This window comes from Paenibacillus sp. Y951, assembly GCF_056786395.1.
In genome coordinates, this window is record NZ_JBXCIY010000004.1 from 47,660 (window position 1) to 61,854 (window position 14,195).

General features: G+C 39.4%; 13 protein-coding genes. 11 read left to right on the forward strand and 2 right to left on the reverse strand.

Translation table 11 applies throughout. The annotated features are described in order from the left end of the window. Positions 1 to 406 precede the first annotated feature (406 nt). Positions 407 to 991, forward strand: a complete 585-nt coding sequence (locus AC1TPB_RS07000; protein WP_482075830.1) for a hypothetical protein — start codon at positions 407 to 409, stop codon at positions 989 to 991. A 398-nt stretch (positions 992 to 1,389) separates the two neighbouring features. On the opposite strand, the gene AC1TPB_RS07005 is transcribed toward AC1TPB_RS07000, so the two are convergent. Continuing rightward, positions 1,390 to 2,046, reverse strand: coding sequence for a hypothetical protein (locus AC1TPB_RS07005; protein WP_482075831.1), 657 nt, complete (start codon positions 2,044 to 2,046; stop codon positions 1,390 to 1,392). 735 nt (positions 2,047 to 2,781) lie between these two features. Here AC1TPB_RS07005 and AC1TPB_RS07010 point away from each other — a divergent pair. The 7 genes from AC1TPB_RS07010 (at position 2,782) to AC1TPB_RS07040 (ending at position 11,544) form a co-directional block, all read left to right on the forward strand. Then, positions 2,782 to 4,377 carry a peptidoglycan DD-metalloendopeptidase family protein gene (locus tag AC1TPB_RS07010; protein ID WP_482075832.1) on the forward strand — a complete coding sequence of 532 codons (1,596 nt, stop codon included), beginning with the start codon at positions 2,782 to 2,784 and terminating at the stop codon, positions 4,375 to 4,377. A 175-nt stretch (positions 4,378 to 4,552) separates the two neighbouring features. Further along, positions 4,553 to 5,299: a response regulator YycF gene (yycF, locus tag AC1TPB_RS07015; protein WP_482075833.1), complete on the forward strand. Its 747-nt coding sequence runs from the start codon at positions 4,553 to 4,555 to the stop codon at positions 5,297 to 5,299. After that, positions 5,299 to 7,146: a cell wall metabolism sensor histidine kinase WalK gene (walK, locus tag AC1TPB_RS07020; RefSeq protein WP_482075834.1), complete on the forward strand. Its 1,848-nt coding sequence runs from the start codon at positions 5,299 to 5,301 to the stop codon at positions 7,144 to 7,146. The genes yycF and walK overlap by 1 nt, the downstream gene beginning before the upstream one ends. After that, the gene (locus AC1TPB_RS07025; protein WP_482075835.1) at positions 7,143 to 8,480 is read left to right on the forward strand and encodes a YycH family regulatory protein; all 1,338 of its coding nucleotides are present in this window, start codon (positions 7,143 to 7,145) and stop codon (positions 8,478 to 8,480) included. Before walK ends, AC1TPB_RS07025 begins: the two co-directional genes overlap by 4 nt. Before the next feature lie 116 nt (positions 8,481 to 8,596). Further along, complete coding sequence (locus AC1TPB_RS07030; RefSeq protein WP_482075836.1) at positions 8,597 to 9,679, forward strand: hypothetical protein; 1,083 nt, start codon at positions 8,597 to 8,599, stop codon at positions 9,677 to 9,679. 279 nt (positions 9,680 to 9,958) lie between these two features. Beyond that, a complete protein-coding gene (gene yycI / locus AC1TPB_RS07035) occupies positions 9,959 to 10,696 on the forward strand; it encodes a two-component system regulatory protein YycI (protein WP_482063925.1) in 738 nt (245 codons plus the stop codon). A gap of 41 nt (positions 10,697 to 10,737) precedes the next feature. Then, positions 10,738 to 11,544, forward strand: a complete 807-nt coding sequence (locus AC1TPB_RS07040; RefSeq protein WP_482075837.1) for an MBL fold metallo-hydrolase — start codon at positions 10,738 to 10,740, stop codon at positions 11,542 to 11,544. On the opposite strand, the gene AC1TPB_RS07045 is transcribed toward AC1TPB_RS07040, so the two are convergent. Then, entirely contained in the window at positions 11,495 to 11,728 is a 234-nt protein-coding gene (locus tag AC1TPB_RS07045) for a hypothetical protein (protein WP_482063923.1), read from the reverse strand. The two genes, AC1TPB_RS07040 and AC1TPB_RS07045, sit on opposite strands and share 50 nt — an antisense overlap. A 147-nt stretch (positions 11,729 to 11,875) precedes the next feature. On the opposite strand from AC1TPB_RS07045, the gene AC1TPB_RS07050 reads away from it, so the two are divergent. Genes AC1TPB_RS07050 through rlmH form a run of 3 tightly spaced genes read left to right on the forward strand, consistent with a single transcriptional unit; the run spans position 11,876 to position 13,871 of the window. Next, positions 11,876 to 13,174, forward strand: coding sequence for a S1C family serine protease (locus AC1TPB_RS07050; RefSeq protein WP_482075838.1), 1,299 nt, complete (start codon positions 11,876 to 11,878; stop codon positions 13,172 to 13,174). Positions 13,175 to 13,223: 49 nt separating this feature from the next. Further along, complete coding sequence (locus tag AC1TPB_RS07055; RefSeq protein WP_482063921.1) at positions 13,224 to 13,391, forward strand: CxxH/CxxC protein; 168 nt, start codon at positions 13,224 to 13,226, stop codon at positions 13,389 to 13,391. Then, complete coding sequence (gene rlmH / locus AC1TPB_RS07060) at positions 13,392 to 13,871, forward strand: 23S rRNA (pseudouridine(1915)-N(3))-methyltransferase RlmH (protein ID WP_482075839.1); 480 nt, start codon at positions 13,392 to 13,394, stop codon at positions 13,869 to 13,871. Positions 13,872 to 14,195: the final 324 nt, after the last annotated feature.

Here is a 14,195-nt window from a genome sequence, read left to right on the forward strand (position 1 = left end):
GTAGGCGAGATGTGGTTGCTAGAATGTTCAGAGACGGTACTTATGATCACTTCGTGATACTCATAAGTGAAGCCTGTGATTGAATGCTCGATGATGATACTTGTGATCACGTTATGATGCTCACAAGTGAAATGATAAAAATACTAAATAATGACTCTCCTATGAGCGATTCTCGCTTGTAGGAGAGTTTTTTTGTTCCCTTGGCACATAATTTATGTAGTTCATTCTACTTAAAGTGGTAGCGGAAAGAACTAAATCCGAGGCCAACGGCGATCGTAACAGTAATTGGTTCTTGGAGCGATCTTGATCGGAACACATTTAGGAAATAAGTAGTTTCTATAAGAATGAGTCCCGCTCTTTCTGTCCATAATGATAGAGACTATGAAATGTGGTGGGAGTGAGATGGATGATTTTGAAGATTTTGATGTGGGCGGGTAAAGCGATAGCAACGGTGTTAATTGTTTGTATGCTCTCAGTATGGACGACGGGGTATATTATCACTAGTTATGTGGAATCTATTTTGAAGCAATATGAAATTCCGATAGAGATTCCACCAATGGCGATGTCTGGTGTTTGGGGCAGGTTGTGGGGAAGTGAAATAGATACATTAAGTGGTAGTGGTGAAGCCATTACGGACCTTCCTATCGCCACAGAGCAGCCAGAGACTGATGAGGGACAAATACCGAGTGATCTTAATACTGCAACTGACGAGGCTGCTCAAGAAGTATTAGCCCCTATTGAAGTGGACGATACCGAAATTGCGATGACACCAGAGGAAATTTCAACAGCCAAAGATACCGTTTCGCTAGAGGATAAGGATAGAATGCTAGAGTTGTTGACGACCCAATTACCACCAGATTCTTGGCAAACATTCTCAACTTATCTAGAGGATGGACTAACCGATCAAGAGTTAATCGACATTCAACAAATGATGGCGCAGCACCTTAATGACGCGGAATATGAGGAATTAATGATAATTCTTAAGAAATAAGTCGATATTGAAAATTATCTGAATAAAAATACACTTGTGGGATTGCAATTAATTTTCAAATTTTTTTTCCGATTTTTTCAACCAAGCCTCGCTTTCTATATGGTATTAAATGTAGATAAAGGTTGTCGATAATTCATCGACAACCTTTATTATCCATAATAAAATTAACTTCAACTATAGCGTAGCAAATATAAAATAATTACCTAGAACGATTAAAAAAATAGTGATTAACAAAGAAATAATAATTTTTTTTTTTTGAAGCTTACCATTATTAGTTCTTTTTTTTCGGTGATATAAGAAGGACATTACAATGACTGCTATAGTTAGTAATATCAATGTGTAAGGCAACATAAAAGCTGGCATAAAACCCCTCCTTCATAAGTTTTTGAGTCTTGATACTATTGTGGCTCGATATCAAAAACAAGAACCCACGTCATGTCCATGTGTACACCAGTGTCATTTGAATTGTTTGCATAAACTCTAGATGCAACTAAACCAAAATATGCTGTTGTAAGACCAGGAGGAATAGCAGGAAGTCCGCCGAAATAGGCTGCTATTATTGTTACTCCGCCACCTACAGCAGTTATACTTGTAAGATCTGCAGCGAATCTATCGGCATCACAGCTATTCAAAGAAACGCTATAACCCCACCAATGAGTATCAGGCGATGTGGTTACTCCGTTACAACTAGCCGCAATTAAGTAATTTGAGGTTGAATTATTGCGAGAATCTTGAAGGATATTAATATTTTGAATGCTTAAATCGGGATATGCAACTAGTTCATTTCTTTCGATTTGTTTATTTATTTCATTAAGAAAATTTTGTTGTCCATTAATTAATTCAGAATTGACTCCATTCTCGTTTGCTTCTTTAAGGTTAATTTCAAAGAAACCGTTCTCATTAACAGAGATGTACTTTTCTAAACTAAGAATATCATCTTGTGTAAAGCTTGCAGGTTGTGATAGCTTCATAGAAGGATTTTCTTGTGCGAATGTAGCAGGAATTAAACTAAACAGTAAAACAAGTGCGAGTGCGAATGATGCTAATTTTCTCAATACAATCACCTCTTCTTAGTATTTTATTACAAATTAATGATAACCCATTTCCTTTTTTTGTAAATATGTATTTGAAACTATTTACAAATTTACATATTGTTAAAAATAAATCCATATAGTTGTATAACGAATGTAATCAGATTAAGCAGGGTGTAGGGAAGTTATAAGATATTATATGTAAGCCCGTATTGGTATATTATAAACTTCCTTATTAGATATAACGAAAGTAAGTTATTCTAGTAAAGCAAACACTTTTGATTAGTTCTCATGAGGTAGCAAAAATCAAGTATTGACGGAATCGTTCTACTTATTCTCCATTGCGTATATTAAGTGATACAATCGGTGCTAAAGTGGTTTGGTATCAATCAACTAATACTGCTACGTTTAAGTAAGTAGGAAATGAAAAGCGAAGTGTTCTAGGATTTCCCTAGAGCTTCGCTTTTTTTGATGCCCTCATGTTGCCCGCTCTTTGTACACTAATGTATGAAATGATATACCAAGTTATTATACGGTTTTTTCACAAAACCAATATATCAACATAACAGCAAATATTATGAAACATTATAAGTCTCTCATTTAATTCTTAAGAAATATTAATGTGATTAAAAAACTCCAAAGGTTGCTCAATTTGTAAATCCTATGTTAAAGTTAAAGGCGGATGATCCTATCAGGAGCGTTTGTCTTTTTTCTGTGGGGATACTTTAATAAGAGCAAAAGTGCTAAAAGGAGAATATCATGACCGGATTCGGGGACATGAGTCGTTTGAAAGAATCAGTTACGAAATTAGTAGATAAGCTAGTTAGTAAGATTCGTCCAGTAGACTCTCAAGCAGTAAAAGCTGAACCAGATGAACAGACCGATGCATTGATACCATCAACACCACTTTGGCGTAAAAAATCCACCCAACTTATAGGTGGAGCCATAATTCTACTAACAACTGCAGGCGTTATCGGCGTTCAACAATATAATGAATATAGGACTAATAATACATTTGAGATTTTTCATGTTTATCAAAATGGAACGATAATCGGTTCAGTAGATACTAAGAATGAAGTGGAAAAGTTAATAAGTGATGAACAATTAGAATTAGCTAATAATAATCCAGGTATTAATATGGTGCTAGAGACAGGCGAACTTACATATGAAAGTGAAACAGCTTTTAAGTTGTACGCTGATACAGATGCAACACTAAGTGCGCTTGAACAATCCTTTACATCACATGCAGTCGGAGTAGCTGTCGTAGTTGACGGTAAAACATTAGGTATCGTTAAGGATGAAGCAACTGCTACTAATATTTTAAGTAGACTACAAAGTGAATATGCGCCTGCACTAGCAAGTGCAGAATCAAAGAGTCAAACGATCGAATCATTATCTTATAATGCAGTTGATGCAAAGACAGATGAGCCAGCTACAGTAAGCTCAGATGAACCTTCTACAGTCGTTACAGAAATTGGTTTCGTAGAAGATGTTAATGTAGAGAATACTGTTACAGAGCCAACTTCTATTATGGATGAAGATGCTTTATATTCTACCATTGTTGATGGCAGTACGAAGCCAACGAAATATGTTGTGCAGAAGGGCGATTGTGTAGGTTGTATCGCTCATAAACTTGGTATTTCTGAGCAAGTCATCTATGAGAATAACCCTTCCATTGTAGGCGACAAAATTACTGCCGGAGATGAGCTAGACTTAACGGTTCGTATGCCGGAAATAACAGTAAAATCTACGGAAAAATCAATAGAGATAGAAGAAATTGCTATTCCTATTGAATATGTTAAAAACAATGAAATTCGTGAAGGCGAAAATAAAACGATTCAAGAAGGATCGGTAGGTTCGCAAAAGTTAACGTATAGTATTTACAAAGAGAATGGATACATTCTTACTGAAGAATTAATATCTAAGGAAGTTATTGTCGAAGCAGTTCCTACTATTATTGAAAAAGGTACGATGATTATAGCTGGTGTTGGCTCTGGTCAATTTGCATATCCAGTATCTAATTCTCGACTTTCTAGTAAATATGGTTCCCGTTGGGGTAGAAGTCATAAAGGAATTGATCTTACAGGTAATAAAAGCATAAAAGCAGCGGATGCTGGAGTAGTTGAATTTGTTGGATCGAAAAGTGGTTATGGAAATACTATTATTATTGACCATCAAAACGGATATAAAACATTGTACGGTCATCTTAAGTCCTTTGATGTAAGTAAAGGAGATAAGTTGAGTCAGGGTGACAAGATCGGTATTATGGGTAATACTGGTCGCTCTACAGGCGTACATCTTCACTTCGAAATTTTGAAAGATGGTAGCAACGTGAATCCACTTAGCTATTTATAATTTTTTATATATTGAAGGACGAGTACAAAAGTATCTATACTTTTGTGCTCGTTTTTTGTTATGTTGACAGCTATTCAAAAATTATTAGAAAACTATACTGCAATCATTGAGTACAAGCGGTAAGGCTATGGTAAAATAGTATATATAAGAAGGATAAATGAGGCGGTGTTTGCGCATGTACGGAAAAATATTAGTAGTAGATGATGAGCAGCCGATTGCAGATATTTTGAAATTTAGCTTAGAAAAAGAAGGATATGAAGTCATTTGCGCATTCGATGGTGAAGAAGCCATTCGTCTTGCCTTTGAAGAGCAACCAGATCTGATGCTGCTAGATCTGATGCTTCCCATTAAGGATGGAATGGATGTGTGCCGCGAAGTAAGAGCAAAGCTGCATATGCCGATTATTATGCTAACCGCGAAGGATACGGAAATTGATAAAGTGCTTGGGTTAGAGCTAGGTGCCGATGATTACGTAACAAAGCCCTTTAGTACACGTGAATTACTTGCACGGGTAAAGGCACATCTGCGAAGACAGAAGAAGTCAACGATGCTTGCACAGGAGTTATTGGCTGAAGACGGTCATGATCAGGGTAGCTTTGAACAACAAGGATTTAGTTTGTTTAATCTATTTATTGATACCGATATGTACGCTTTATATAAGGATGGAGAGCCGATAGAGCTAACCCATCGTGAATTTGAGCTTGTTCATTATTTGGCTAAGCATTGCGGGAAAGTGATGACACGCGAACATTTATTACAGGCAGTATGGGGATTTGAATATTTCGGAGATGTACGTACCGTCGATGTAACGATTCGTCGATTGCGTGAAAAAATCGAGAATGACCCCAGTCGTCCAGAATACATTTTAACTCGTCGTGGACTAGGTTATATGATGCGTAATCCTAAATTCGGGAGTTTATAATGAAGCTGAAACAGTACTTTCAAACGATTCAAGTAAAGCTTGTTATTATTTATTTATTACTTATTCTCGTAGCGATGCAATTGATTGGCGTGTACTTTATAAGTGCAGTAAAGACATCGTTAGTGAATAACTTTACGAATAATTTGAAGGAACAAGCTGATATTCTTGCAAAGTTTGCAGCTCCGAGTCTATCGCCTAGTATAGATAATGATACGGATTCATCGGATAATACTTCGGAGGATTTGAATCTTGTTGTCCGTAATTTGTTCAGTATTAGTGGGGCAGAAGTGCAAGTGCTTGACGCGAATGGTAAAATCGTTGCGACATCGCTGCAGCTTCATCAATCGTACATTGGGCAGAAAAATAAGTCGTTAGCGGTCAGCCGTGCCCTGCAAAATATTTCTGATAATGAAGAAGAATACATTGAGGAAGATGGCTCGCGTAAGAAGATGATCGCAGTGCCTGTTACTCATAACGATAAAATAGTTGGAGCAGTACATATTGTTGCTTCAATGACAGAAGTGTACGGTACGATGAATCGTGTAAATCAAATCTTTTTCTCGGGTACTATTATTGCGCTCGGTTTGACAGGTGTGCTCGGTGTAGTGCTTGCGCATACGATTACGCATCCGATCCAAGGATTAACGCGCCAGGCTGAGCTTGTAGCAGAAGGGCATTTCGATATGAAAGCACCCGTACTTGGTAATGATGAGATCGCTCGTCTTAGTATGGCATTCAATGAGATGACGATTCGGTTAAAGGAAGCATTATCATCGAACGAGGAAGAGAATGAAAAGCTAATATCCGTTCTTTCCAATATGAGTGATGGCGTATTGGCAGTGGATGAGAATAAACAGGTCATTATATGGAATAAACGCGCATTGGAATTATTAGAGCTCGGTACATTGCAGGATAAAGGATTACCAGAAGTATTAGAATTGAGTAAGGAGCAAGAGCAGTCTCTACAACAAGGACGTATGCAAAGCTTTATCATTCGAAGAGATAGTCCTGACTACGATACATCAACGGAAGAAGATAGTATTTTGAAAGTGACATTATCGCCAATTCATCGGCGGGATCGTGGGATTACTGGCGCAATTGCGGTACTACAAGATGTTACCGAACAAGAGAAGCTTGAATTATCTCGCCGTCAATTTGTAGCCAATGTATCTCACGAGCTACGAACACCACTAACAACGATTAAAAGCTACGCAGAAGCGTTGAATGATGGAGCGTTAGAAGAACGTGAGCTGTCTGAACGATTTGTTGGTGTAATTAGTAATGAGACAGAGCGTATGATCCGTCTTGTTAGTGATCTATTGCATTTGTCACGACTAGATTCGAATCAAGCGCCACTTCGTCGTCAACAAACGAATATTCAAGATATGTTAGATGAAGTAGCAGATCGCTTCTCGTTCCAATTACGTCAGAAGCGGATTACGGTAACGGTTAGAGTAGGAAAAGGTGTTCGTAACATATGGCTTGATCGCGATCAAATCGATCAAGTGCTCGATAATTTAATTTCCAATGCGGTGAAATACACGCTCGATGGTGGCAAGATTACATTAATTGCTATGAAATCAAGAGAGAATGCATCCCTTGATATTAGTGTTCAAGATTCAGGGATTGGAATTCCTGCGAAGGATCTAACGAAAATTTTTGATCGTTTCTATCGTGTCGATAAGGCGAGATCCCGTAATATGGGCGGTACGGGCTTAGGATTATCAATTGCCCGGGAAATTGTGAAGAAGCATGGAGGCAAAATAGCGCTTGAATCTGAATTAAATGTAGGATCAAAGGTTACATTTAGTTTGCCCTTGCTACAGGAAGGAGGGAAATCCAAATGATGGAGCGATTTAAGTCCGCTTTATTAGTGTTTCTAGTTGTTTTAAGCTTACTTCAGACGTATTTCCTTGCGTATCGAATGCCATGGCTTGGTACGACCACGAGAAGTGATCAAGATTATGTAAATACGGAGTTAATCGGTAAGATAAGTAATGTAGAGAGTGTGATATATCCGGAGGAATTAATACTTCATCTTGGTGAGGACAAGCATACGATTGTTTATCCCAATACACAATTCTACGATCTGATCGTTCGTCAACGTCTTGCTAATCGTGAATTAAAAGGTCTGCAATTGGTTGCTAACAAGGCAATGGATTGGACGCAGCTGAAGCGAGATCATCAAGGTATTGAGCTATCATTTCGCAATGGTATTTCCTTTGATCTATTGAAGAAGCTATTGAAGATTGAGACAGATGGGGTTCATGCGGCAACGCAAATTGATCGTATTTACATTTATGCAATTAAAGAATCGGAAGAGGTACATGCCTTTTTCTTTGAGAAAAATGGATCAACTGTGTATGAAGCGGTGCGAGTCGATCTAACGGTGAAGGATCTTCAAGATTATGTAGGGTTTGGCGAGTACTTGCCACGTTACGAATATCTTAATGAGCATTTATATGTTGCGATTGATCCGATTCAAGCTACAGAATATAGTTTTGGCTATGATGTTATTACGCCAGAGCAGATGCAGCGTAGTCTTTTCTTTGATTCTAGTACAACTAGAGCGATTGTGAATCGTTCAGGCTCACAAATTTATACCGATGGAAAGCGCGGTCTGAAGGTTGAGCAAAATGGATTATGGATTAGTTATTCCAATTCGACGGCATCACAGACGAATACAGCTCCAGCGAGTGAAAATGTATACGTAGCCGTTGATTTTGTCAACCAGCATGGTGGATGGGATTCCAGTTATCAATTAGCAAATGTACCAGAGGCAGATGAGAAATATGTACGCTTCCGCAAATATATTGAGCAGTATCCTGTTATTGATATAAGTCCATTCAATTATGGATATATTCAATTGGGATTCCAGCAAGGTGTCGTTGTCGAGTATGAACGTACACTAATTTCATTGCCTAGCGTAGCAGAATCTAAAACGATTCGTTGGTTATTTGGAGGTACAGGGTTGAGGAGTCAACTGGAGTCCTATAGCAATAAAGATGAAGTCGTTGCGATTTTCCCAGCACTGACAGCAGTTCCACAAAGCGATAATCAAGTTAAATTTATTCCTGTGTGGGCAGTACAACTGCAGGATGCAACAGAGGAAGTATTAATGGACGCGATGCTGCCGGGCATTGATCCGGACATTCTAGATCGTGCGAAGAAAGAGCTGTGAGCGTGGTGGTAATGAATATTGCTGATGCTTCTGGGGGAATTCGTTTCAAGATAAGAGAGAGCTAGTAGCTCGAACGGATCGTCTGTAACGTCAATTTTGACGTTACAGCGGCACTGTTGTTCAAAAAGATCGTCTGTAGCATCAATTTTGGTGTTACAGCAGCACTATTGCTCGATAAGATTGTCTGTAGCGTCAATTTTGGTGTTACAGCAGTACTATTACTCGAAAAGATCATCTGTAGCATCAATTTTGGTGTTACAGCAGCACTATTGCTCGAAAAGATTGTCTGTAGCGTCAATTTTGACGTTACAGCAGTACTATTACTCGAAAAGATCGTCTGTAGCATCAATTTTGGTGTTACAGCAGCACTATTGCTCGATAAGATCGTCTGTAGCGTCAATTTTGGTGTTACAGCAGTACTATTACTCGAAAAGATCATCTGTAGCGTCAATTTTGGTGTTACAGCAGCACTATTGCTCGATAAGATCGTCTGTAGCGTCAATTTTGGTGTTACAGCAGTACTATTACTCGAAAAGATCATCTGTAGCATCAATTTTGACGTTACAGCAGTACTATTACTCGAAAAGATCATCTGTAGCATCAATTTTGACGTTACAGCAGTACTATTGCTCGAAAAGATCGTCTGTAGCATCAATTTTGGTGTTACAGCAGCACTATTGCTCGATAAGATCGTCTGTAGCGTCAATTTTGGTGTTATAGCAGTACTATTACTCGAAAAGATCATCTGTAGCATCAATTTTGGTGTTACAGCAGCACTATTGCTCGAAAAGATTGTCTGTAGCGTCAATTTTGACGTTACAGCAGTACTATTACTCGAAAAGATCATCTGTAGCATCAATTTTGACGTTACAGCAGTACTATTACTCGAAAAGATCGTCTGTAGCATCAATTTTGGTGTTACAGCAGCACTATTGCTCGAAAAGATCATCTGTAGCATCAATTTTGGTGTTACAGCAGCACTATTGCTCGATAAGATCGTCTGTAGCGTCAATTTTGGTGTTACAGCAGTACTATTACTCGAAAAGATCATCTGTAGCATCAATTTTGGTGTTACAGCAGCACTATTGCTCGAAAAGATCATCTGTAGCGTCAATTTTGACGTTACAGGAGTACTATTGCTCGAAAAGATCATCTGTAGCGTCAATTTTAGCATTACAACAGTACTATTGCTCGAATAGATTGGACATAGTGCCTCTTTTCTTTGTAGGTTGGTGTATGTGACCTAAGTAGTAATAACATTTAAAAGTTTGGTATATGCTTACGAGGTAACTTTTCGTTTACAAGAGGTTACTCAGGGAGTTACAAAAAGTTTGGTATATGCTTACGAAGTAACTTTTCGTATTCGAGAAGTGATTCTAAGGAGCTAACGAAAAGTTTGGCTTATGCTTTCGAAGTAACTTTTCGTTTGCAGAAAGTTATTCAAGTTAGTAACGAAAAGTTTTAGGAGGTGAACATTCGTGGACTGGAGTCGGGCTAAGAGTGCGTTGATTTTCTCTTTTCTGATGCTTAATCTATTACTTGGTTATCAGCTATGGAGTGAAGTGCGTACGGAAGTGAATGCTAACGCCAATACGGCTGAGTTGCCTGCGGATAAGCTGCAGCTCATGCAACAGAAAAAAATTACGCTGTCTACTAATTTACCGTCGGAAACGCCGCGAATGGGTGACCTCACCTATTTATTACAGTCTGATAGTATGGAAAATCATAAAGCAGCGCCTATTAATCCACCTGTAGACAGTTCAGTGGTTTTCATTAGTAAGCAATTGACTAAGTCACTAGGTGATCTCATTCCGGATCTATCGGAGTATGCGTATGATGTGCATAGTAGTCGTGATGGTGTGTTCGTCTTGCAACGGATGGTCAATGGACGCCCGATGTTCCAGACGAAGCTAGAGTTATACAATAGTAATTTGAAAATTACAGCGTTTTTGCAGGATCGAGTGGAAATTACAGGTACAGGTGAGGAGCAGCAAGTATTATCTGCTTCAAAAATAGTATCTAGCTTAATTGAATCGTATCTAGAAAACGGTGTAGTCATTGTAGATATTCAGCTAGGATACTATGGACAAATATTTGACTCAGAAGTTCAGGTTGCAACGCCGGCGTGGCGTGTTATGCTAGATGATAGTAAAGTTTATTATGTTGATGCTATTAGTGGAGAGGTATTAACTGACAATACGGAGGACAAGCTATAAAGGCTCCTGTCAGCCAGGAGAAGGGATATGAACGAAGTATTATGGGATTACGATTTACAGTACTAGCGAGCGGCTCTACAGGAAACGCGACAATTATAGAAGGCAATGATAAGACGGTGATGATTGACGCCGGATTAAGTGCCAAAAAGCTCGATGAGTTAATGAAACAGCAAGGTATTAGTGGACAGTCGATTGATGCACTGCTTGTTACCCATGAGCATTCTGATCATATTAAAGGTTTAGGGGCATTTGCTAGAAAGCATAATCTACCAATTTATGCAAATGAAGCAACATGGGGTGCGTTGGAACGTCATGTTGGTACCATTAGCCCAGAGAAACGCAATGTGTTCGAAAGTGGCGAAAGCTTGAAGTTCGGATCTATGGATGTGCATACGTATAATATTTCTCATGACGCGGCCGAGCCAGTAGGCTACACATTTGAACAAGACGGACAACGATTAGGTGTTGCTACTGACCTTGGCTATGTAAGTGAAAAGGTAAAACAACAAATTATTGATTGTGATGTGCTTGTATTAGAATCTAATCATGATACTGAGATGCTGCGAATCGGGCGTTATCCTTGGAATATTAAGCGTCGCATACTTAGCGATGTTGGTCATCTATCGAATGTTGCTGCAGGAGAAGCTTTGATAGAGTTAATGACGGATCGTACAAAGCGTGTATATTTGGCACATCTTAGCCAGGATCATAATCAGATGGACCTAGCTATGTTAACTGTTAATTCTATATTCGAAAGTAATGGAATATTTTATAAGCGGGAGGAGTTTCCGCTAAGACCTACCTTTGCTGATCGACCGACACCTTGGGATGGGTTAGGTTTGCAATAAGCTGTTCAAGTGTTCGATCAATCCGATTCATCGTTCGTTGTAGCTCCGCATCGTTAACGAGTCCTTTCGAAGTTAGAATAGCAATTAGAGCGTTCAATGTAAGAAGGGTATGGTAATGCTCTTGCTTTAAGTCAGCTAATTGTGCGGCTAACTGAACATGTTCTAATGAATAAGAAGTTGACATATAATAAGCCCCCTATAGGAATTTTTTGTGTTTATAAATGATTTGCATAAGTAGTCTCTTATTAGTGTAGTCTAATCTCGCAAAAACATTCCTATTTCATGGGAAAGGTTAGTAAGATATAGAATAGTGGAGAGGGGCGATTATAGTATGGGCTTGTTTGATGACGATTTTTACTCATCAAAAGTTTCACGTAAAGCGTTACGGGAGCAATTTGGAGTAGGTAAGCGTTCACGTAGGCAGCAGCCTTTTTTACGTGATTGGAAAGTAGGTAAGCTATCAACACTGCAAATTGCATTGATCTCATCATTCTCAAGCGCTATAGTAGCTTGCTTGCTATTCGGATTTATATTTGGCTTTGGCGGAGGAGCGCCCTCTGATCGTGAAATTGCTGGTCTTGATCCGTCACAGCGTGCCGTTCAAGCGACAGATAAAGTACGACCAGCCGTCGTAAGCATTATTAATGAGCAGAAATTCACACTGGGTCTCGATAGTAAAATCGTTGATCCGGAAAGTGATGAAGGTAGTGTATATAAGGAAGCAGGGGTAGGTTCAGGACTTATTATTAAGAAGGATGATACTTACGCTTATATTATTACGAACTTTCATGTCGTTGCCAGTGCAGGACGTGTGCAGGCGGTGTTAACAACAGGTGAGAAACGCGAGGCGGAAATCGTCGGATTAGATCAAATTACAGACCTCGCTGTATTGAAAATAAAGGCTAAAGGTATCGAGAATGTAGCAGAGATCGGAGATTCCTCTTTATTACGTGCAGCTGAGTTTGTATTAGCTATTGGAAATCCACTTGGGATGGGTGAATCGATTACGCTTGGCGTTGTCAGTGTCACGAATGAAACAATCGCAGTGTCGCTTAATCAGAATGGGGTTATGGACTGGGAGCAGGAAGTTATTCGTGTCGATGCAGCCATTAATCAAGGAAATAGTGGTGGACCGCTCATTGATCTGAACGGTCAAGTGATAGGGATTAATAGTATGAAAATCTCGAATTTTGGCGTTGAAAGTATTGGTTATGCGATTCCGATCAACAATGTCATGCCAATTATCGATCAGTTAATTGAGCAGGGTTATGTATCTAGGCCATTTCTAGGTATAGGTATGCTTGATCTGCAGCAGTATTGGGCACAGCAGGAGTTAGATCAAGAAGCGGATAAGGATGAAGAAGGTACCGAAGGCGAATCGCAGCTTAGTTTGCCACGAGGAGTGTATGAAGGTGTTTTAATTACAGAGGTACAAGGCCCTGCACTTAAAGCTGAATTACAATATAACGATGTTATCGTGCAATTGGATGATACGAAGGTGAATAGTATACGTAAGCTTCGTAAATATCTATACGATCATAAGCAAGTTGGCGAAGAGATGATCGTTCATTACTATCGTGGCAAAGAACTGCTGCAGACGAAGGTCACACTTGGCGAAAATACGCCGTAATAAGTAGGAATAATAATGAATAACAACCTCACAGATAGGAAGAGACGCTATGTATTGTGTATGTAAAGAATGTATTGACGAAGCAATTGAACTTTTTGTAGATGAATATGAGGATGCACCAGATATGGTTGATTTGAACGAAACAGAATTTGCAGACTGGGACCCACCGCGTAAATGCGATTTGTGTGAGGAAGCCGCTGTAGTGTTGGTGGTCTAGATGCATATACAGATTATTGCAGTAGGAAAGCTGAAAGAAAAGTATCTCGTAATGGGTATGGCCGAGTATGCGAAGCGATTAGGGCCATATATTAAATTAACCCTTTCTGAAGTGCCGGACGAGAAAGCACCAGAAACGATGAGTGCTGCAGAAGAAGAACAAGTAAGAGATCGCGAGGGAGAGAAAATCCTCGCTCAAATAAAGCAAGAAGCTCATGTGGTCGCTCTCGCAATTGATGGAGAGCTATGGTCAAGTGAGGACCTTGCCCAGCAACTAGACAAGCTAGCCACGTATGGAAAAAGCCACGTGGCTTTTGTTATAGGTGGAAGTAATGGATTGTCGAGCAATGTGCTGAAGCGGGCGAATCAACGGTTGAGTTTTGGAAGAATGACGTTGCCGCATCAGTTGATGCGGTTGGTGTTGATTGAGCAGGTGTATCGTGGGGTGAAGATTAATCGGGGAGAACCATACCATAAATAGGGCGAAATTTTTGGCAAAAGGGCTTTGCAAGAAAGGGTTAGTAGAAAAAATTAATAAAGATAAAGATAACAAATACACAATGCTGGCAAACAGTTAGAGGATGGGCTTTCATTCCCAACGAAAGTCATGTGCATTAGGGTCTTGCGCAGCGGGAACGGAAAGCGGTGGAGCAAGGAGTCGAAGGGCCAATCCGGGAGTACACTTGCACGTAGGAGGCGGGTAATCTTTTACAGTCTATATATTAAAGAAGCTCGCTGTCGCAGCGAGCTTTGTTTGTGTCATCTTTCAACCTATTTCCAACAACCGTAATTCAACTACAACCTT

What these genes read in the sequence shown, in the direction of transcription:
- AC1TPB_RS07000 (WP_482075830.1), top strand. Translation starts at nt 407, where the DNA reads ATGATTTTGAAGATTTTGATGTGGGCGGGTAAAGCGATAGCAACGGTG.
- AC1TPB_RS07010 (WP_482075832.1), top strand. Translation starts at nt 2,782, where the DNA reads ATGACCGGATTCGGGGACATGAGTCGTTTGAAAGAATCAGTTACGAAA.
- yycF (WP_482075833.1), top strand. Translation starts at nt 4,553, where the DNA reads ATGTACGGAAAAATATTAGTAGTAGATGATGAGCAGCCGATTGCAGAT.
- walK (WP_482075834.1), top strand. Translation starts at nt 5,299, where the DNA reads ATGAAGCTGAAACAGTACTTTCAAACGATTCAAGTAAAGCTTGTTATT.
- AC1TPB_RS07025 (WP_482075835.1), top strand. Translation starts at nt 7,143, where the DNA reads ATGATGGAGCGATTTAAGTCCGCTTTATTAGTGTTTCTAGTTGTTTTA.
- AC1TPB_RS07040 (WP_482075837.1), top strand. Translation starts at nt 10,738, where the DNA reads ATGGGATTACGATTTACAGTACTAGCGAGCGGCTCTACAGGAAACGCG.
- AC1TPB_RS07045 (WP_482063923.1), bottom strand. Translation starts at nt 11,728, where the DNA reads ATGTCAACTTCTTATTCATTAGAACATGTTCAGTTAGCCGCACAATTA.
- AC1TPB_RS07050 (WP_482075838.1), top strand. Translation starts at nt 11,876, where the DNA reads ATGGGCTTGTTTGATGACGATTTTTACTCATCAAAAGTTTCACGTAAA.
- AC1TPB_RS07055 (WP_482063921.1), top strand. Translation starts at nt 13,224, where the DNA reads ATGTATTGTGTATGTAAAGAATGTATTGACGAAGCAATTGAACTTTTT.
- rlmH (WP_482075839.1), top strand. Translation starts at nt 13,392, where the DNA reads ATGCATATACAGATTATTGCAGTAGGAAAGCTGAAAGAAAAGTATCTC.